The 20347-nt window shown below is 50.3% G+C and carries 18 protein-coding genes; 10 read left to right on the top strand and 8 right to left on the bottom strand.

Annotation, left to right across the window (positions count from 1 at the left end; translation table 11 throughout):
* Nucleotides 1-991 precede the first annotated feature (991 nt).
* From GOB58_RS02650 to spt, 3 genes are all read left to right on the top strand, one after another.
* The gene (locus GOB58_RS02650) at nt 992-2749 is read left to right on the top strand and encodes a fatty acyl-AMP ligase (protein ID WP_173559282.1); all 1758 of its coding nucleotides are present in this window, start codon (nt 992-994) and stop codon (nt 2747-2749) included.
* A gap of 111 nt (nt 2750-2860) precedes the next feature.
* Nucleotides 2861-3112 carry an acyl carrier protein gene (locus tag GOB58_RS02655; RefSeq protein WP_086555030.1) on the top strand — a complete coding sequence of 84 codons (252 nt, stop codon included), beginning with the start codon at nt 2861-2863 and terminating at the stop codon, nt 3110-3112.
* Between the two features lie 6 nt (nt 3113-3118).
* Nucleotides 3119-4318 (top strand): serine palmitoyltransferase, encoded by a 1200-nt coding sequence (gene spt / locus GOB58_RS02660; protein WP_086555029.1) that lies wholly within the window; start codon nt 3119-3121, stop codon nt 4316-4318.
* Between the two features lie 3 nt (nt 4319-4321).
* Here the strand turns inward: spt and GOB58_RS02665 are convergent, their stop codons facing one another.
* Together GOB58_RS02665 and GOB58_RS02670 are read right to left on the bottom strand one after the other, a co-directional pair.
* Entirely contained in the window at nt 4322-5278 is a 957-nt protein-coding gene (locus tag GOB58_RS02665) for a hypothetical protein (protein ID WP_233133404.1), read from the bottom strand.
* 2 nt (nt 5279-5280) lie between these two features.
* Nucleotides 5281-6276 (bottom strand): diacylglycerol/lipid kinase family protein, encoded by a 996-nt coding sequence (locus tag GOB58_RS02670; protein ID WP_265792240.1) that lies wholly within the window; start codon nt 6274-6276, stop codon nt 5281-5283.
* 484 nt (nt 6277-6760) lie between these two features.
* On the opposite strand from GOB58_RS02670, the gene GOB58_RS02675 reads away from it, so the two are divergent.
* The 4 genes from GOB58_RS02675 to GOB58_RS02690 are packed head-to-tail and all read left to right on the top strand — an operon-like array spanning nt 6761 to nt 10576.
* On the top strand, nt 6761-7909 hold the full coding sequence (locus GOB58_RS02675) for an LptF/LptG family permease (protein ID WP_242005210.1): 1149 nt from the start codon (nt 6761-6763) through the stop codon (nt 7907-7909).
* Between the two features lie 50 nt (nt 7910-7959).
* Nucleotides 7960-9000: an LptF/LptG family permease gene (locus tag GOB58_RS02680; protein WP_173559509.1), complete on the top strand. Its 1041-nt coding sequence runs from the start codon at nt 7960-7962 to the stop codon at nt 8998-9000.
* The gene (locus GOB58_RS02685) at nt 8997-9800 is read left to right on the top strand and encodes a sterol desaturase family protein (RefSeq protein WP_173559285.1); all 804 of its coding nucleotides are present in this window, start codon (nt 8997-8999) and stop codon (nt 9798-9800) included. The genes GOB58_RS02680 and GOB58_RS02685 overlap by 4 nt, the downstream gene beginning before the upstream one ends.
* Entirely contained in the window at nt 9797-10576 is a 780-nt protein-coding gene (locus GOB58_RS02690; RefSeq protein ID WP_173559286.1) for a nucleotidyltransferase family protein, read from the top strand. The genes GOB58_RS02685 and GOB58_RS02690 overlap by 4 nt, the downstream gene beginning before the upstream one ends.
* 29 nt (nt 10577-10605) lie before the next feature.
* On the opposite strand, the gene GOB58_RS02695 is transcribed toward GOB58_RS02690, so the two are convergent.
* Nucleotides 10606-11289: an HAD hydrolase-like protein gene (locus tag GOB58_RS02695; protein WP_173559287.1), complete on the bottom strand. Its 684-nt coding sequence runs from the start codon at nt 11287-11289 to the stop codon at nt 10606-10608.
* A 112-nt stretch (nt 11290-11401) separates the two neighbouring features.
* On the opposite strand from GOB58_RS02695, the gene glmU reads away from it, so the two are divergent.
* The gene (gene glmU, locus GOB58_RS02700; protein ID WP_173559288.1) at nt 11402-12754 is read left to right on the top strand and encodes a bifunctional UDP-N-acetylglucosamine diphosphorylase/glucosamine-1-phosphate N-acetyltransferase GlmU; all 1353 of its coding nucleotides are present in this window, start codon (nt 11402-11404) and stop codon (nt 12752-12754) included.
* Nucleotides 12754-14577 carry a glutamine--fructose-6-phosphate transaminase (isomerizing) gene (glmS, locus tag GOB58_RS02705; RefSeq protein ID WP_173559289.1) on the top strand — a complete coding sequence of 608 codons (1824 nt, stop codon included), beginning with the start codon at nt 12754-12756 and terminating at the stop codon, nt 14575-14577. Before glmU ends, glmS begins: the two co-directional genes overlap by 1 nt.
* A 52-nt stretch (nt 14578-14629) precedes the next feature.
* Here glmS and GOB58_RS02710 read toward each other — a convergent pair whose 3' ends face one another.
* On the bottom strand, nt 14630-15454 hold the full coding sequence (locus GOB58_RS02710; protein ID WP_173559290.1) for a DUF3108 domain-containing protein: 825 nt from the start codon (nt 15452-15454) through the stop codon (nt 14630-14632).
* A 67-nt stretch (nt 15455-15521) separates the two neighbouring features.
* Nucleotides 15522-16319 (bottom strand): IclR family transcriptional regulator, encoded by a 798-nt coding sequence (locus tag GOB58_RS02715; protein ID WP_194299611.1) that lies wholly within the window; start codon nt 16317-16319, stop codon nt 15522-15524.
* Nucleotides 16320-16559: 240 nt separating this feature from the next.
* Between GOB58_RS02715 and GOB58_RS02720 the strand changes: the two genes are divergently transcribed.
* Complete coding sequence (locus GOB58_RS02720; RefSeq protein WP_086555019.1) at nt 16560-17045, top strand: glutathione peroxidase; 486 nt, start codon at nt 16560-16562, stop codon at nt 17043-17045.
* A 27-nt stretch (nt 17046-17072) separates the two neighbouring features.
* Here GOB58_RS02720 and GOB58_RS02725 read toward each other — a convergent pair whose 3' ends face one another.
* From GOB58_RS02725 to proS, 3 genes are read right to left on the bottom strand one after another with little or no spacing between them, the layout of a single operon-like run.
* Entirely contained in the window at nt 17073-17756 is a 684-nt protein-coding gene (locus tag GOB58_RS02725; RefSeq protein WP_173559291.1) for an ABC transporter ATP-binding protein, read from the bottom strand.
* Entirely contained in the window at nt 17749-18999 is a 1251-nt protein-coding gene (locus tag GOB58_RS02730) for a lipoprotein-releasing ABC transporter permease subunit (RefSeq protein ID WP_173559292.1), read from the bottom strand. Before GOB58_RS02730 ends, GOB58_RS02725 begins: the two co-directional genes overlap by 8 nt.
* On the bottom strand, nt 18999-20318 hold the full coding sequence (gene proS / locus GOB58_RS02735; RefSeq protein ID WP_173559293.1) for a proline--tRNA ligase: 1320 nt from the start codon (nt 20316-20318) through the stop codon (nt 18999-19001). The genes GOB58_RS02730 and proS overlap by 1 nt, the downstream gene beginning before the upstream one ends.
* Nucleotides 20319-20347: the final 29 nt, after the last annotated feature.

A 20347-nucleotide genomic window follows, 5' to 3' on the forward strand; every position in this document is an offset into this window, starting at 1 on the left:
AAACCCCGGAAGCCTCAGCCTCCAGAGCCCCATCCGCTCTCGATGACCCCCTTCTACAGACACAAAACCGTAACGTCAATCATAAAAATTAAAAAAATCATGAAAATTTCAAATTCTTATTTTTTCTATATTTTTCAATGAGTTGCCTTCATTTCACCAGATGAGGTCGCCGCCTTAGTGTCTTTGGCCACATATTCGCCACGCTGATAAAGCAGGCCGCCCGTTCAAAGCGCATAATGAGTGATGCGAAGCTTCTCAAAGCACACCGGACAACCTCTCCTCTGGCTTTAAAGGGAGTGAACAGGCACCAAAGCGGGCTAAACTCAAAACTTCACGTTGTGTGCGGTGATCAGGAGCTGCGGAGAGCTTTTATCGGTTAAAGGATCAGATCAGTAACGTCAGAAGAGCGGATGTTCTGCAGGCAGCTCTTGCCGACAAGACAAAAGAGCTATCGGAGGCAGAGGCTATGACAGCAATAAAACTACATAACCTTTCGTAACCCAGACTATCACCACCTTCTGCGTCTCAAAAAGAGTCCTGAGCCAGGTTATTGCCCCTCCCCCGCCTCTTTAATGGGAAAGTGTTTTACGAAAAGCTAATTTTGAGTTGCATCGTAAGAAAGCAGATGTCAGGCTCCTCCCACATTAATATAAGGCATAAAAAAATACTTCTTTAATAATATGATGAGTGACCTCAAAATTCCGCACCAGAACTGATTATCTGACTTTCACAAGCGTGCGTATGTTTTTCTTAACCGATGAAAAATTCTTCAGATTTGAGAAGAAAATCCATATATTACAATGCATTAACTGATATTCTCCCTTATGAAGTTTCATAAAAAATTCTTATTGGGCCAGCATTTTACGAACATGATACTTTCGTAAAATCACAAAAAGACTATATAGGCCTCACGTTCGATCTTACAGGAAGCGGACTACGCCCCTTATGTCAGGGGTGATTTACCAGTTAATTTTCTTCGAATGGCCAACTGATGACCCTGATGAACTCTGCACCTTCACTCCACAATGATGAATCGTTGCAGCCGGTTCCTTCCAGTTCTGGCCAGCCACGTCGGTATGGAGATTTTCCTACCTTCCCAGCCGCACTTGACTATGCAGCTCAGGGGGACGCAGGCCTCAATATATACTCAGGCAAAGGCTTACTGCTGGAAGCCCTGCCCTATAAGAAATTGCGCAACCAGGCTGTTCAGACTGCTCAGCGCCTTTTAGGAACAGGCCTGAAACCTGGCGACAAAGTCGCTATTATCGCTGACAGCGATGGTGACTTTGCCCGTATTTTCTTTGGATGTCAGTATGCCGGGCTTGTTGCTGCCCCGCTTCCCCTGCCCGTTGCATTTGCAGGTAAAGAAGCATACCTGGCGACACTCCGCGGCATGATCAGCAGCGCTGAAGCCAAAGCTGTTATTATACCAGATGTCATTGCTGACTGGACCAGTGATATTATCGGCGGTCTCGATCTGGTTTTTGCCGGTTCACCGACTGAACTCTTCGACCGTCCGGCTTTTGACACAGCCTTACCTGAAATTGAAACCGAAGCTCTTTCTTATCTTCAGTTTTCCTCAGGCAGCACCCGTTTCCCTATGGGAGTTTGTGTCAGTCAGCGTTCTGGCATGGCAAATGCTATGTCTATCGCACGTGACGGCCTCCAGGTGCGCCAGACCGGTGATCGCTGTGTTTCATGGCTTCCGCTTTATCATGATATGGGCCTGGTAGGCTTCTTTCTCACGCCTATGACCTGTCAGCTTACTGTTGATCTGCTGCCAACCCGCGAGTTTGCACGCCGCCCTCATGTCTGGCTTGACCTGATCAGCCGTAACCACGGCACGTTGTCTTACAGTCCGTCATTCGGTTATGAGCTTTGCGCACGTCGTGCTCCCGCAGCCGGGCTTGACCTCTCAAGCTGGCGTGTTGCTGGAATTGGCGGCGATATGATTCGTCCGCACGTACTGGCTGAATTTGCTGAGTGCTTTGCCCCTGCCGGCTTTGACGCACACTCATTTGAAGCCAGCTACGGCATGGCAGAGACGACTCTGGCTATCAGTTTTGCTCCACTTGGCACTGGCATCGAAACTGATACCATTGACCTGGATATTCTTGAAAGCGAGGGTGTCGCCACTCCTCCGACACATACCAGCACCACAACACGAACCTTCGTGTTGTGTGGCAGAGTATTACCCGGACACGCAATGGAAGTACGCGACCAGAACGGAGAAGCTCTGCCAGACCGTAAAGTGGGCACCATCTTTGTTCACGGCCCTAGCCTGATGGATGGTTATTACCGCCACCCTGAAGAAACAAGAAACGTTCTTGATGAGCAGAAATGGCTTAATACCGGTGACCTTGGCTATATGCTTAACGGGCAGGTTGTTGTTACCGGGCGCGCCAAAGACCTGATTATCATTAACGCACGTAATATCTGGCCTCAGGATCTGGAGTGGTCGGCAGAAACTCATCTGCAGGCTCTGCGTAGCAATGATGTTGCTGTCTTCGCCGTTGAAAAAGATAATAAAGAGCACATTGTCGCCCTCATCCAGTGCCGCGCAACAGACCCGGAAAAACGTGCAGCTCTTCAGTCCGAAGCTGTCAGCCTTTTCCGCAGGCTCCACGGACTTGATGTTGCCGTCACCCTGGTGCCCCCACGGGCTCTGCCACAGACATCATCCGGCAAACTGACCCGTGCCAAAGCACGCACGATGTTTCTCAACGGAGAATTCACACCTCAGCAATAGCCTTTTACAAACGGTGCACAGCTGATATAACCCGCCTTGTTTCTCTGAATGTTACCGCGCGCAGACAAGCAGGTTGCGTCCGTTCTTTCGTTTTCTAAGGATAATTCGACTATGAGCGAAACAGTTGATAGCGTTTCAGCACTTATCATTCAGAAGCTGCTCGATAACCCTAAAGTGCCACGTGACATCAACGGCGATTGTAAGATCATGGAAGATCTCGCCTTTGATTCGCTTGCCGTTATGAATTTCGTCATGGAAATCGAAGATACGCTCGACGTCTCTGTTCCCCTGGATAAGCTGGCAGACGTAAGAACTGTCGATGACCTTGCTAAGTGCATCGTTGACCTGCAAAATAAAGGCTGAGCGTAAATGTCTTCTATTTTTGCCAAATTCAGCGGCACTGCCAGCGCCCTTGGCGGCCTGATAGAAAGCGGTGGCCGTAACCCGTTTGGCGTGGTCATCGAGAAAGTTGTATCTTCAACTGTTGGCGTGATCGAAAATCGTGAAACGTTACTGTTTGGCACGAATAACTATCTCGGTCTTAGTCAGTCACAAAACGCTGTTAAAGCTGCACAGGATGCTGCTGCGAAATATGGTGTTGGCACTACGGGTTCACGCATTGCCAACGGCACGCAGTCTCTTCATCGTCAGCTCGAGGTGCAGATAGCCTCCCATTTCAACCGCCGTGATGCCATGGTTTTTTCAACCGGATATCAGGCAAATCTGGGTATTATCTCGGCTCTGGCTGGCAAAGAAGACTACCTGCTGCTAGATGCCGACAGTCATGCCAGTATCTATGATGGCAGCCGTCTGAGCACTGCTCAGGTTATTCGCTTTCGTCATAACGACCCTGATGATCTTCATAAACGTCTCAAACGCCTCGAAGGAACACCAGGAGCAAAACTGGTTGTTGTAGAAGGCATCTATTCAATGACCGGCAACATTGCCCCGGTTGCTGAATTTGCTGCTGTTAAGCGTGAAACTGATTCTTACCTTCTGGTTGATGAAGCACACTCTTTTGGCGTTATCGGTGAAAACGGCCTTGGCGTCGCGGAAGCTGCCGGCGTTGAGAAAGATGTCGATTTTATTGCCGGAACATTCTCTAAAAGCCTTGGTACCGTTGGCGGCTACTGCGTATCAGACCACCCTGAGATGGATCTTATTCGCGTAAACTGCCGCCCTTACATGTTCACGGCCTCTCTGCCTCCTGAAGTCATTGCCGCAACCATGACGGCTCTTGATGAGATGAAGGCACATCCTGAATTGCGTACCCAGCTGATGGACAATGCAAAACGTCTGCATGGCGGCCTGCATCGTATCGGCCTGAATGCAAGTAAACAGGTTAGCCCTGTCGTAGCCGTAACCCTGGAAACACTGGGCCAGGCTATTACAATGTGGAACCGGCTGCTTGAGGAAGGCGTGTATGTAAACCTTTCTCTGCCACCTGCCACGCCTGACAACCGTCCATTACTGCGTTGCTCTGTTATGGCAACACATACTCCGGCTCAGATTGATAAAGCTCTTGAGGTTTTTGCATCTGTTGCCAGGGAATGTTCAGTGCTCTCCTGAGCACTACGAGCGGACATTCCTCTGAAATGCACCCTTCTGCCACAGGCGTATCAGCAACGGTACGCCACAAATCAGAGGGTGCTTTTCCATAAATGGTGTAAGCGGCACTTTTATACCGCTGTGGCGCTCAATTTTCCACGCAGCGTAACGTGCTCCGCCAGTAAATGTAAAAGCTGCCTTTATAAGCCTGGCGATATTAAGCGGTTTACCAAAAGCGGTTCTTAGCCGCCATTTTTGCTCAAGCTTATGCCGCTCCTGCGCTGAGAAACAGGGTGAAAGCCCCTCACCTGCCTGTGTAAACTTAACACCTGCAGCCTCCCAGCATGGCACGAGCAATTCGGCATAACGCCTGGGGTATGTCTCAACAATACCAGCACCACGGCTGGCTTTTTCAACACGTAATTCTGTCTGATACGTTTTCTGGTACAGAGCTTTCCAGAAACTCAGGGCATCCCCACCATGAACAGGCCCCATAAAAGCGGCCCAGCGCGACGCTGTGACAACAGCACGCGTTATACATGTACAAACAGCAGATTCAGCCTGTTTATCTCTTACCCACACCAGCCTGACAGGCTGCGAAAAACGTGCCCATACTGTTGTATCCAGCGTTGAAAAACCAGTTTGGTGCCGAAGCTGAGCCAGCGTAACAAAAGCAATTTTTGCCCTGAGCATACGGCCCGCTACAGGAATTTCATGATATTCAACATTAGGAGGCAGTATGGCATTACCAGACCTGGCCAGAAAAGATCGCGGCCAGTCTGCCTGACGATTGAGAACGATATAAAAATCAAGCAGCGTGTCGTCCTGGATCCCCCCTCTTAAACCTGATCCATAAAATATGACCGCGAGAGGGTTACCCTGCTTAACGAGGCTCTGAACAAACCTGCTCACTTCCTCCGGGACAGGTTCAGAAAGCTCCTGCTTGATATAATCAGGCAACCCTGAGACGTTCTGCCTCACTTTCAGTCGTCCTTTTTGCTGAACTGAAGAAAAGAAACTTCTGGTCCTGCCTCAATTTCAAAACCTCCCTCCGGAGAGGTTTGCAGAATTTCTCCGTCCAGAACCAGTAACGGCTCTCCTCTGAGTGAGATTTTATCAGCCAGACCACTGTTATATGACGGGCTCTGACGGATCCATGAAGGAATACGATTACGCAACAGGTTAAACACTGCTGTCGTCAGACGTTCAGGATGTGCTGCAACATCGAGATAAACTACCCCCTGCTCAGCCGAATCTGATCTTTGCCAGAATGGCCAGACACCATGAGGGAAGCGGCGAAGCGCCGTAAACAACATCAGAAAATGTCTTTTGCTTTCTGCTGGCACGCCATCAAGCGTGACATCAACAGCTGAACCATCGAGCCATTTTTTACGTGAATGAGGCGCCAGTAACTTTAATACTGTGAGTAAAAATGCGCAGATAACAGCCGCTTCATGGGAGAAGGTTTTAAGAAAACCAGGGCGATGAGCTATTTCGATACCGCGTGTAAAAGCACCCAGCCCTCCGAAAAAACCAAGGACGGAAACATGAGAGCCATCCGGCCACGAAACCACCAGAGGGCGCCTGCGCACAACTGAGCATTTATTCATCTGCCCCTGAGCGAGGAGTACAAGCTGCTTTAATGCTGCCTCACCTCTCAGGCCAAAACCCACATCCTCTGCGACCAGGTTTGTATTGCCTGATGGCAAAACAATAAGAACAGGCCATTCCTCTTTCGGCCAGCCTGATGCATGCATTACGCTCAGCACCTTACTGACCGTACCATCTCCGCCATCGACAATCAGATATTTGATTTTACGCGGAGCAATATCTGCCAGAGCTGCAACTAAAGCGGCTTCTGTCTCAGGGGCACAGAACAGCAGATCTGGTAAAGCACGCAGCACGTCAGAAGCACTCAGCCCTGTCTTTACGTTGCGTCTGCTCTGAGGATTGTGGATTAACGCGAAACTACAAGGCACATAAATTCTCATACATTCACAGAATGAACACCGATGCCTTATGCCTCGGCTGGAGACGGTGGTATAGTCTGAGTTGTCACTCTTGTCACATGCTGTTTACACAAATGCATTACGCATTACGCTGCTGCTCTCTGCACTTACGTCTTTCTGCGTCACGATTATGTCTCAATCCTGTGCATTAACGCAGGTGTATAACCTCCCTGCTTTGTCACCAGTACACAAAGCCGGAAAAAGACCAGAAGAGGTCATCTGTTTTGCTGCACCACTATAGCTTTCAGGCAGTATGTCGTATTATATAGCCTACTCCTCTAACGATCTCAGAGCCGGAGTTAAGAACGCAAGAGCCTGAGGGCCGCACCAAAGCGGCGCAACACTACAACTATTCGTTTCATGCCGTTCCTTTTTTTTCCTGATCGACGTAAGATCTCTCATGCTCTCATTGCCGTTCGTACATAAGATAAAAGCACATCTGCGGCCAACTACGATGGACCGCTATCTGATTACTCAGACACTGCCTCCTTTTTTTCTGGCTCTGTCGGTTGTTATGATCGCGCTGCTTCTTGAGCGTTTACTCGCTTTGTTCAACCTTCTTGCCGCAGGTAACAATCATCTTTTTACCTTTCTGGGACTGCTGACAACTCTCACCCCTCATTATCTGGGGCTGGCCATACCGGCTGCACTCTGCGTCAGTGTCTTCACCGTTGTACGACGCATGAGCCAGAATGAGGAGATTGATGCGATAAACAGCAGCGGCATGTCTTTGATTCGCCTGACACGCCCTCTTATGCAACTGGGCCTGCTCCTTGGGTGTATATCCTTCTTACTTTATGGCTTTATCCAGCCATATGCGCGCTACGATTTTCGTCAGTCGCTCTATATTGCCAGTCATACCGGGTGGGCACCCCGTCTTCAGTCTGGTGTTTTTGCCAGTCCCTCTCCCAATATTACCATTGTCGCAGACCATGTTGATCTTGCCGGGTCGCGACTAAAAAAAGTTTTCATCAGAGATATGTCAGGCCATAAAGAAAGAGATATTACTGCCAAAAATGGACAAATCCGCCTGACAACGAATGATGATTCTGTGGAAATTGACTTGCAGGATGGTGAAATCCTGACAATTCCGGAAACAGGAGCGCCAACCCTGACAACGTTCGATCATGCAACACGTCTGCTGGTTGAAGCGTCTCACATATCTCCGTTCCGCAAACGAGGCGACGATGAGCGGGAGCTGACATCACATGAACTTATTCGTCATATGGTCAGGCAGGATACGCAGATACCCTTCTCAAGTCTGCGCGCAGAACTTCATTTCAGGCTGGCACGCAGTATAACCATCCCCTTCATTCCGGCTCTTGCTGCTGCTCTGGCTATCGTACGCAAACGTCAGCGCAATACCAGTGGTCTGATTATTGCCTTCCTGATACTTGTGGGTTTTGACCATATTCTGCAATTTGGTCACAGTCTTGTAGACACAAAAAATGCTTCCCCTTACTTAATGACCTGGCTGCCCTCATTCCTGTTTATTATCGGCTGCTCAGCCCTTCTGGCTTCAAAGTCAGGCCTGCTGCTCACAGCAAAAGCACTCTGGTTTCGTAAACCTGTAGCTTCCGCACCACTGAAAGAACAGCCGTGAGCAAAATCGAACGTAATAATCGATTTGTGCTGCTGCGCTATCTTTCGGGAATGCTACTCTCCCGCGTTCTGATATGTGCTGCCGCACTGGTCGGCCTGCTTGAAATTCTGGCCCTGCTGGAACAGACCACCCCTATTCTGCAGAGACATCTTGGTATTTCAGGTATCCTTACCTACGCAGGTATGCGACTACCGTTTTTACTCTCCAGCACACTCCCTCTCAGCGTGCTCATCGGCAGTCTCCTGACACTGACGCAAATGACTCTCTCGAGCGAGATGGCTATTCTTCAGGCATCCGGCCTGTCGATGATTGGTCTGTATAAAAATCTTATACCCGCGGTTCTTATTATCGGCGTTCTTGGCATCGCGCTTGATGACCAGATAACACCCCGGTCGGAGCAGGCTCTTACCGCATGGTGGAATCGTACTAACCCGCACCCTGAGGACGGACATTTTTTCTGGTTTCGTGGAAAAGACACATTAACCCGCGTCTCTTATGTCGCTGATGGCGGTAATGCATTACAGGGAATCGATATCTACTCACGCACTCCGCAGGGTTTGTTACAATATGTGACACATGCAAAAAATGCTGATTATACCCACGTAACTGGCTGGACGCTGAGGCACATAACCCGCGTTGAAGTAAAAGCCACGACAGCTGTGACTTTACCCGAACAGCCTGAGCAAACATGGGATATCCCATTGCTGCCTAAAGATTTTATCAGACTCTCCGTTAGTAACCCACCTCTCTCATCAGGCACAATTCTTGGCATGTTACGCGGCCGTCTGCCGTCAGATGCCAGCCCCGGTTATTTGCAGGGCGGGTTGCTGGAGCGCTTTTTAAGACCGATGACTTTGCTCGTATTACTGTTAATTACGATGCCGGTTATCCATATTCCCCCACGGACGGGAATAAGAAGCTGGACACCGGTGTGGTGTCTTGCCTCCGGGTTACTGTTCGTAATTTTACAGGGCTTATTACGCGCCATGGGGAATGCTGGTCTTTTACCCCCTCCGGTCGCAACCATACCCGGACTGATTATTTTTACACTGGGAGCTATGACAGCTCTTCTGAGGAATGAAACAAAATGAGTGGAACGCTAAACAATGCGAGCCTGAGAACAGGTCGTAGCTTTGATCTGGGGAAAATGAACCTCAGGCAGCTCTGGATAGCTTATCTGACTTACCCTACCATTCTTCTGTATTTTGCACTGATCATCGCAAATGTCGCGATTTCAGCACATTTCTTTGCAGGCTGGTTACACACACTATGTGCCGTTGTTGCTGTCATGCTGGTTTACCCCGTGGTGTGGTATCTGCTTCATCGCTTTGTTCTGCACGGGCGGGTACTTTATAAAATTCGTGCAACATCAGCATTGTGGAAACGTATCCACTTTGATCACCATCAGGACCCTCATCTGCTCGATGTTTTGTTTGGCTCCCCTCTGACCACGCTGCCGACCATTGTTATCATTACCATTCCTATCGGATATATGATTGGTGGCTGGGGATGCTCAGCCGCTGCATTTGGTGCCGGCATTACCATAACCTGCATTTATGAGTTTTTTCACTGCATTCAGCATCTGAACTATAAACCCCGGGCCGCCTGGATTCAGCGTATGAAAGCCTATCATGTCCTGCATCATTTTCATGATGAAGATGGTAATTTCGGCATCACAAGCTACGTTGTCGACCGTGTTATGGGCAGCTTCTATCTTGATGCAAAAGCACGCCCACGCAGCCCGACTGTGTTTAATCTTGGCTATGACCTTCAGGAAGCGAAGAATTATCCCTGGGTGATGGACCTGACAGGCTCCCCTCCCCGTGACCGTCCCGATGGTGCCCGCCCCAAAACCGAAAAAAACGATAGTAACCGCCGGAATGCGGCATGAGTGCTGATACTGCTAAAATCTGCGCACTCATTCTGGCCGGCACACGGCCAGGGGTAGCTGACCCTATGGCACAGGCTGCCGGAGTATCGCACAAAGCGATACTGCCAGTTGATGGCATCCCCATGATTTCACGCGTTATCAGCACATTACGCAATACTCCCGAGGTGGGGCGCATTGTTGTCTGTATTGATAATGCTGATGTGCTGAAAGAGGTTGTGCTCCCGGATACGGATATTATCGCCGCCCGCCCTGAAGGACCAAGTGCCAGCGTAATGGCCGGCCTCAGAGAACTGGGGGCTCCTTTACTCGTGACCACAGCGGATAATGCGTTGCTGCGCCCTGAATGGATAACGGAATTTCTCAACAAAGCCAGTCCGGCAGCTGATCTTTCAGTCGCCGTTGCCGCGAAAGACAATGTCCTGCGGGATGTTCCGCTCACAAAGCGTACTTTTATTCACCTGTCAGACTTGTCTTTTTCAGGCTGCAATCTGTTTCTCTTACGCTCCGACCGCTCTGCGAATATCGTAAAACTGTGGCAACACATAGAGAAAAACCGCAAACATCCCCTCCGCATTGCCTGGCTTTTAGGTGTTTTCACTCTTATACGCGCGCTGTGCAAACAGCTTAGTCGGGCGGCTTTATATGCCCGTCTGAAAAAAATGACCGGTGCACAGGCTGAGCTTGTCTGCCTTAATGATGGCAGAGCTGCCGTCGACGTCGACAAACCAGCCGACCTGATACTGACAGAGCGGCTTCTGCGCGAGAGCAGACCCTGACTTTAGCAGGGCCTGCTGGCATCAGATTTTTAAACTGATCCGGCCAGCAGCTGCTCTGCCGCTTTTGGCACATCGTGCATATCAGCTACCTGCATGTCAGCCATTTCTGCAAGTTCCGGGCCGCCGTAACCCCATGCAGCAAATAAAGAGCGACAACCGGCACTACGGGCGGCAATCAGATCTGGTGACATATCGCCTATCATCACACTCTGCTCCGGCGTGCCATCAGCCTTTTTAATTGTACCGAGCAAATGGACCGGATCAGGCTTTCTGGCTGGAAAACTATCTCCCCCTCCGACACAACTAAACAGCTCGAACAAACCAAACCGTTCCAGAATAGCCAGAGCAGCGACCTCAGGTTTATTGGTGCACACAGCCAGACGCCAGCCCTGAGCACGCATAGTTTTCAGCGTTTCTTCAGTTCCGGGGAAAAGGCGGGAATACCGTGTTGCCCGTGGAGTATAAAACTCCATAAAACGCTCACAGGCCTCTGCAGGGCTGATCGAACCGACATCAGCTCCTTTGCTGAGTGCCGATGCAAGCAGACGCTCGACAAGAGCTGCTACGCCGTTACCAATCATTGCGCGCACCTCTGTGTCAGTGACCTCAGGAAAGCTGTAAGAAGAGAGGAGCTGACGAGCGCAGTCTGCCAGGTCAGGTAATGAATCGATCAGGGTGCCATCCATATCAAACACCGCAAGTTTTACAGACATGACTCCTCCAGTTCTTTTAAATACCCTATAAGGAGAATGTCATAACTATGACTTTGTCAAAACACGTTCTGAGTTTGACAGAACGCTGAGGTTAGCCTACCGGAATCCTGTCATGACATCATCTTCCTCCCCCCGTCCCGCTACCGCTGTTCTGCTCGCTGCAGGGCGTGGAAGCCGCATGCAGTCCTCCCGTCCGAAAGCCATGCAAAGGCTTGCCGGCCGCCCGATGCTGGCACACCTGATCGACAGTGCTGCCCGGGTTTTTGACAAACTTGTTGTCGTTGTCGGCCCTGACATGCCTGAGGTTGAACAGCTGGCGGCACCACATGCCGTTATTGTACAAAACGAACGGCTTGGCACCGCACACGCAGCACTGCAGGCAGAAGCCCTGTTTGGAGACGGTGATGTTGCCGTTCTTTATGCTGACAACCCCCTGATTTCCTCCGACACGCTTTCCCGTCTGTTAACGGAAAGCCGCAAAGATGATACAGGCCTTGCCCTGCTAGCTATGCGCCCTGCTCAACCCGGGCGTTATGGCCGCGTTATCACATCAGCTCAGTCTCACAATGTGCAGAAAATTGTCGAGTGGGCCGATGCAACACCAGAGGAACGTGCTGTTAACCTGTGCAACGCAGGTGTGCTCTGTGCAAAAGCGCAGAATTTTCGTCGCTGGCTGAAAGAGGTTAAAAATACAAATGCGAAACAGGAATATTACCTGACAGATGTTGTCGGGCTTGCCGTCAGGGAGGGTGTCTCTGTCAAAAGCGTCGAGGCAGCTGAAAGTGAGCTTCGTGGCATTAACTCCCGCGCTGAACTGGCTGAAGCTGAAGCCGCACTGCAGCAGCGTCTGAGACTGCATGCCATGGAGAAGGGTGTCACGCTTGTCGCACCTGAAACTGTTTTCCTCTGCACAGATACTGTTCTTGAAGCTGATGTGCTGATTGAACCCAATGTTGTGTTTGGCCCGGGTGTGACCGTGCGCAGCGGCGCCGAGATCCGCGCATTCAGCCATCTGGAGGGATGCGAAGTACAGTCCGCCGCTATTGTTGGTCCTTATGCCCGCCTGCGCCCCGGAGCACAGATTGGCGAAGAGGCACATATCGGCAACTTTGTCGAAATCAAAAATTCTGTGATTGGCAAAGGCAGCAAAGCAAACCACCTGACTTATCTTGGTGACACCTCTGTTGGCACGCGCACCAATATCGGAGCTGGTACCATTACCTGCAACTATGATGGTGCCTCCAAACATAAAACGACTATTGGTGATGATGTGTTTGTTGGCTCTAACGCCATACTGGTAGCCCCGCTTACTGTCGGGTCTGATTCTTTAATTGCTGCCGGCAGCACAATCACAAACGATATTCCACCCGACGCCCTGGCACTGGCACGTGCAAAACAGGTCAATAAACCCGGGCTTGGAAAAAAACTGAAAACCGCTTTAAAAAATAAAAAAGGAAATGGCTGATGTGCGGAATATGTGGTGTTACTGGTCTCCGACATGCCACCCCGATTGTTTTCGAAGGTCTGAGACGGCTTGAATATCGCGGATATGATTCTGCGGGTATCGCCACCCTGGTTGACGGAAAAATAAGTCGGCGGCGCGCAGCTGGTAAACTCGACAATCTGGGCCTTCTGCTTGAAGAAAAACCTCTTGCCGGCACTACAGGCATTGGCCACACCCGCTGGGCCACGCATGGTGCGCCGACAACATCAAACGCCCACCCCCATGGCACAGACCGGGTTGCCATCGTGCATAACGGAATCATCGAGAATTTCGAAACGCTGCGCCACGAGCTTGAAGCCGAAGGTGTTGTTTTTGAAACAGAAACTGACAGTGAAACAATAGCTCGGCTCATCGACTTATATTTATCACAGGGGCACACCCCGAAAGAGTCTGTGCTTAAAAGCCTGAAACGCCTTGAAGGGGCGTATGCCATTGCTGTCATTTTTGCAGAACATGACGGCCTGATGATTGGTGCCTGCCATAGCGCACCACTCGCAGTGGGCTATGGTGATGACGAGATGTTTCTGGGCTCTGACTCTCTTGCCCTGGCACCTCTGACCCGCCGTATCACTTACATGCAGGATGGGGATTGCGTTGTCATTACCCCCGCCGGCGCACAATTTATGACCTTTGACGGAGAGCCGGTCGAGCGTGAAGAAAAAATTGCGGCTCTGACCTCAGGCGCAATTGGCAAAGACGGTTATCAGCACTTCATGGAAAAAGAACTCCATGAACACCCGCTGGTTATTGGTCAGACCCTGCAGCGTATGATTGACCCGGCCACACGCCAGGTTGTTTTACCTGAGCTGCCCTGCAACCTGGCTGAAGTGCCCCGTGCGGTTATGACAGCATGTGGCTCTGCCTTCTATGCGGCTATGGTTGGCCGTTTCTGGCTTGAGAGCGTTGCCCGCCTGCCCGTTGACATCGATATTGCCAGCGAGCTGCGCTACCGCGACCCTCCCCTCACAAAAGGCTCTCTGGGATTACTGATTTCTCAGTCAGGTGAGACGGCAGATACCCTGGCCGCCCTGCGCACTCTGCGTCAGAACTCAGCGCATATCCTGTCAGTGCTTAATGTTGAGCACAGCACCATGGCCCGTGAGAGTGATGCTGTTCTTGGCACCGCAGCCGGCCCGGAGATTTCTGTCGCCTCAACAAAAGCGTTTACAGCTCAGCTCACCGTACTGGCCTGCCTGACTATTGCTGTAGCCCGCAGTCGTGGCATGCTGGATGCCGCCGGAGAAGAAGAGCTGGTAACAGCCCTGCTTGACCTGCCCAGCCGTGCAGCTGACGCCCTGGCTCAGGCTGATGCCATACGCTCAATGGCCAGAATTATCGCTGATGCCAGCAATGTTTTATATCTGGGCCGGGGCAGTATGTTCCCTGTTGCTATGGAGGGTGCCTTAAAACTTAAGGAGATCTCCTACATACACGCCGAAGCCTATGCCGCCGGTGAAATGAAACACGGTCCGATCTCACTGATTGACAACACCGTGCCGATTGTTGCCAGCGCACCTTTCACGCCATTATTTGATAAAACACTGTCAAACCTGCAGGAAGCAAAAGCCCGGGGCGGACGCCTGCTTGTGTTTACTGACACAAAAGGAGCTGAACGAGTCTCAGCAATTGCGGAACAAATGGTTGTTCTGCCGCATGTGCATGATTTTACAGCGCCTGTAGTGCAGACTATTCCTGTGCAGATGCTGGCTTATGAAGTTGCCGTGCTCAGAGGGACAGACGTCGATCAGCCTCGTAACCTGGCAAAGTCTGTTACTGTGGAATAATTACAAAAGGCAGAGAAAATTTTCTTTTCTCTGCCTTCCCTGTCAGCGGGAGTCAGGGCTGATATTTAGGTGTTTTATTCAGCAACATATTAATTTGCCCCATTGTTGCAGTCGTCAGCTCAAAACGAATGGCAACAAGCCCCATATTATCAATCTGTTCAAACCAGATACTGCCTGCCTGGGGCTTTTCAAGCTCTCCGGGGTTACCATCGTCTTTAAAGCTTTTAATAACCTGCCAGCTAAAATCACAGCGCAGCGCGGTCTTCCCCCAGCGAAATGGCCCGGCAGATGGAATTTTTTGTTCTCCTGCTGTACGCGCGGTAAATATGCTCAGATGACGGGTGCCATCAAAAATCCTGTTACTGCTATCGCAACGGTGCGTCGCCCTGACCTGATGAAGTAACTGTATAAGCATAGACATCGCGTCAAGCGCACCTTTACGCTGCTTCGCTGACGGAAGTTCTTTAGCCGGGTTCGGAGACTGCAACTCAGGTATTTTATTTTTATAAATAATGTTTTTCGTGTCAGCCTTGTCACTGGTTTCACGATGCATCTCAAAAGTTTCAGGCTCAGCAGCCATACCGGCAAAGCGTCCGCGTGCCTTCATCAGCATATCTGTTTTCATAAACCAGCTTAGAAAACCTGAAGTTTTCATATGCATATCAATACTGTACTGCTCGCTGCCCAGTGCATAAGACGTATTAACATTCAGTACATGCATACCATGAACAAACACATGGTAACTCAGTGTCATTTTTTCAGACTGCGACCATGCAGACTGCGGATCAGAAAAGCCGAGTGCTATGCTCAGACCGGCAACTGCCATCCATTTTTTATGGCTCCGACATCCGGTAAGCACACTCTTTTTAAAAATCATCAACACTCTCCAGGAGACGCATTAAAAAAGCGCGCCTGTGAACAGAGCGTCAGACCCGAACGCCCCTTCAGGCCGCAGAAACGGACCTGTATCCCAGACGCTTAGAAACCGCCTGTGCAAGAGCCATAGCGCGGTTACCCAGCGATGCTATGTCATAACGCCCTACTTCAGCCTGCAACAGGCTGATGCCAAGCCCCGCCACGACATGCCCCGAGTAATCCCTTACAACTGCTCCGGCACACCACAACCCTTCGTAAACATTTTCACTATCGACAGCATAGCCTCGCTCCCGAATTACGGCAATTTCACGGACAAGACCGGTCACAGAACATACACTTTTTGACGTCAGCGGCTCAGGCCAGGCAGAGGCCGGGTATAACGTCAGCCACTCCCTGAATGAAGTATCATCCATTTCGGCCAGGATCGCGCTCCCTGTGGCTGTAAAAATTGCCGGCAGGCGCATTCCGACCCGAAAAGACGCACTCAGCCCGGTCTGACTGCTGCGGCAGGCTACGTACACAACTTCCATCCCCTCCAGCAGTGTCAGGGTGATGGTAAATGAATCCAGCCCGGAAAACCCGTCAAGTGCATGATAAAACTCTGCGACAAGATCACGCTTTTCGGCAGCTCCGCCAACCCACTCAAGCAAACGTGTTCCGATACGATAACCGTGATTAACGGTCTTTTCCAGCAGTCCAAGCTCAACCATGACAGCCAGAAGCCCGTGGGTTGTACTCCTTGGCAAACCAAGCTGACGGGCCACATCTGCCGCTAAAGGCGGGTGTGATGCTCCCCTCACCATATCCAGAACGCGAACAGCCCTGCGTAGAGCCGGAACAGAATCAGCCTGTTTTGTCACAACCATTTTTATTTTCCTTATTGACAAAAAAGGCCGATGCCCTCATTGTTCCAAATACGGGATGAAGTTCAATATAATGAACAAAAATAATGAACGCAATCTTTTAGAAAACTACGTGCGGAAGTCAGAAGAAGAACCCGAAAAGGGCCTCTGATTTCCGCATAGTTTTCCCATCCTGTTTCTCCTGCGCATATGTTAGAGTCTCTCTCGTATATCCTGCCTAAGCTATTAATAGAGATTTTTCTAATGACAACAGTGTACGATTTTACTTTGCCTGCTTTAGACGGCGGCACTCTGGATCTGGCAGCTTATAAAGGGCGCCCTTTACTGATCACCAACACAGCATCACAATGCGGCTTTACACCACAATATGAAGGCTTACAGGCTATCTGGTCCCAGTTTAAAAAAACCGGCCTGGTGGTTATTGGCATCCCATGCAACGACTTTGGTCAGCAGGAACCAGGCACGTCTGCCGAGATCAGCACGTTTTGTCATAAAAACTACGGGGTCAGTTTTCCTATGGCGGCACGCAGCTCTGTAAAAGGAAATACTGCCATTCCTCTTTTTACATGGCTGACGAAAGAACTCGGTTTTTTTGCACAGCCAAGATGGAATTTTTATAAATATATCTTTGACAAACAAGGGCAGCCAGCAGCCTGGTTCAGCAGCATTACGCCACCCACAGCTAACCGCACCAGAAAAGCGATTGAAAAAGTCGTCTGCAGCTACTGATCAGATAAATGCGATGACCACATTGTGTCATCGCTCTGCAATAAGCCCGTCACGCAGTGTAATAACCTTGTCCATACGCGACAGAAGCTCTTCATTATGCGTAGCAATTAATGCTGCAAGCCCCTGCTCTCTGACAGCCTGTGTCAGTTCTTCAAAAACGCGATCGGCAGTGTTAACGTCAAGATTACCTGTTGGCTCATCAGCCAGCAATAAAGACGGTTTATTTGCCAGTGCACGGGCAATGGCCACACGCTGCTGCTCGCCACCGGATAACTTACCTGGCAGATGACTGACACGATGGGACAGCCCAAACAGATTAAGAAGTTCTTTTGCCTGAAAACGGGCCTCATTTTTATGCACACCAGCAATCATCTGCGGCAGCATCACATTCTCTAACGCTGTGAACTCACCCAGCAGATGATGAAACTGATAAACAAAGCCAATACGGTCACGGCGTAACGCTGTACGCTGGCGCTCAGTAATGCCGCTGGCTTTTTGTCCGCAAATTTCTATCTCACCCTTGTCCGGTGTATCAAGCAGACCAGCCAGGTGTAACAGCGTTGATTTACCCGTACCTGACGGTGCCACCAGAGCGACCAGCTGCCCTTTTTCAAGCATAAAATCAGCGCCCTGTAACACAGGGAGAGCATTTGCCTCCCCCCTGTTATAGACTTTCGTTATGCCCGACAGACGCAGAACAATATTATTCATGACGCAAAGCCTCTACCGGGTCGGTTCGTGCCGCACGCCAGGACGGATAAAGTGTAGCGAGAAGAGAGAGCACCAGAGCCATAATCATGACCTCAGCCACCTGCCCCCATATAAGCCGGGCTGGCAGGCGGGTCAGAAAATAAACTTCAGGATTAAACAGGTTCGTACCGCTCAGAGACTGTAAAAACTGACGGATACGCTCGATATTAAGCGAAAATACAACCCCGAGCACAGTACCCGCGAGTGTACCTGTAACCCCCACAGAGGCACCACACATCAGAAAAATACGCATAATTGCACCACGGCTGGCACCAATGGTGCGCAGCACGGCGATGTCTCGTGTTTTGTCTTTTACCATCATGATCAGTGACGAAATCACGTTAAATGCCGCAACCAGAATAATCAAAGTCAGAATAAGAAACATCACATTCTGCTCGACCTGTACCGCACCAAACAATGCATTGTTAGCATTTGTCCAGTCCAGCACACGCAGACCATTAGGGTCGCCCACAGCATTCACAATCTGATGCGTAACACTACGAATATTCTGTGCGTCTTTTACCATCACCTGAATCTGGGTGATCTGATCGGGCATTTTGAAGTAAACCTGCGCTGCATGCAGGGGCATAAACACATAACCTGAGTTATAATCGTTCACACCCGCATCAAAAATAGCAACAACATGGTAAGTTCTGATACGTGGCACGGTGCCAAAAGCCGTAGCCGCCCCTTCGGGGGAAATCAGCGTAACCGGCGAGCCAATATAAAGACCAGCTTTTGAGGCCAGTGACACACCAACGATAACAGCGTCAGGCCCCTCAAATTTATCGAGAGAACCTGCGATAAGAGAGGAACTGACATCTTTAAGGTCAGTCAGCCCCTGTTTTGTCATGCCATGCACAATGGCACCACTATTAAACTGCCCGGAACTAATCAGCACCTGCCCTTCGATCAGAGGGGTAGCGCTTGTGACATCGGGAACAGTTTTAACGCGTTTAACAACCTCTTCATACTGGCTGATTGTCCGGCCAGAGCCGTAAACTGTCAGGTCACCGTTCAGCCCGAGAATCCGATCCATCAGCTCAGACTGAAAGCCGTTCATAACGGCCATAACAATAATAAGAGTCGCCACCCCGAGCGCGATGCCAATCAGCGAAAAAATAGCGATAACAGAGACAAAGCGCTCTCCGCGCCTTGCACGCAGATAACGCCCTGCGACAGCGCGCTCAAAGGGGCCAAACATTATGCGCCTGCCAGAACCAGAGACAGAGCTTCATCAACCGTCAGGTCATGACGCTCGCCCGTCGCGCGACGTTTAAGCTCAACACGTCCTTCTTTCGCGCTGCGTGGCCCGACAATAATCTGCCACGGGTGCCCCATCAGGTCAGCATTAGCAAATTTGGTACCTGCACGGTCTGACGTGTCATCATACAGAAAATCTTCTGTATTTTTGTTATAGATGCCTTCACATACCGCGTCACAGGTTTCATCACCCGCTTTCAGGTTAATGATAACAGCTTTAAACGGTGCGACAGCGTCAGGCCAGATAATGCCGTTATCGTCGTGGCTGGCTTCAATAATCGCACCAACCAGACGTGACACACCAATACCATAAGAACCCATTTCAGGATAAAGACGTTCACCATCAGCACCCACCACGCTGACATCCATTGCTTTGGTATATTTATTACCAAAATGGAAAATATGACCGACTTCAACACCACGTCCTTCACGACGGCGTTCCTCAGGCACTGCCTCCCAGGCAGTCGTATCATGCATCTCGTCAGTTGCGGCATAAGGTGTTGTGACACGTTTATAAAATGTCTCAAGCGCTGCCGGATCAGTCACATCAACCGGGGTATCAAGCCAGTCCTGCCCCTCAAGGGCTGCATCATAGAAAACACCGCTCTCACCCGTTGGTGCCAGAATAAGGAATTCGTGGCTCAGTTCACCGCCGATCGGCCCGGTATCAGCGCGCATTGGCACGGCTCTTACACCAAGACGCTGAAAAGTACGCAGGTAAGCCAGCATCATACGCTGGTAGCTGGCAACGGCAGCCTCATAATTCAGATCAAAGCTGTAAGCATCTTTCATCAGAAATTCACGACCGCGCATAACGCCAAAACGTGGCCTGACCTCATCACGGAATTTCCACTGAATATGATACAGGGTCTGAGGCAGCTCTTTATATGAGTTAATGATCTGACCAAAAATATCAGTAATCATCTCTTCATTTGTCGGTCCGTAGAGAAGATCTCTCTTATGGCGGTCCTGAATGCGCAGCATTTCAGGGCCATAAGCATCATAACGCCCGGAGCGTTTCCACAGATCAGCGGACTGCAAGGTCGGCATCAGTACTTCCTGAGCACCAACGCTATCCTGCTCTTCACGTACGATCTGACTGATATTACGTAAAATTCTCAGACCAGCCGGAAGCCAGGCATAAATGCCTGAAGCTGTCTGACGAATAAGACCCGAACGGAGCATCAGACGATGCGAGACAATCTGTGCCTCTGCCGGATTTTCTTTAAATGTCGGGAGAAAACTGCGCGAAAGACGCATAATAAGACCCAGCCCTGTTGAACAAAGCA

This window comes from Acetobacter thailandicus, assembly GCF_011516655.1.
Taxonomy (GTDB): domain Bacteria; phylum Pseudomonadota; class Alphaproteobacteria; order Acetobacterales; family Acetobacteraceae; genus Acetobacter; species Acetobacter thailandicus.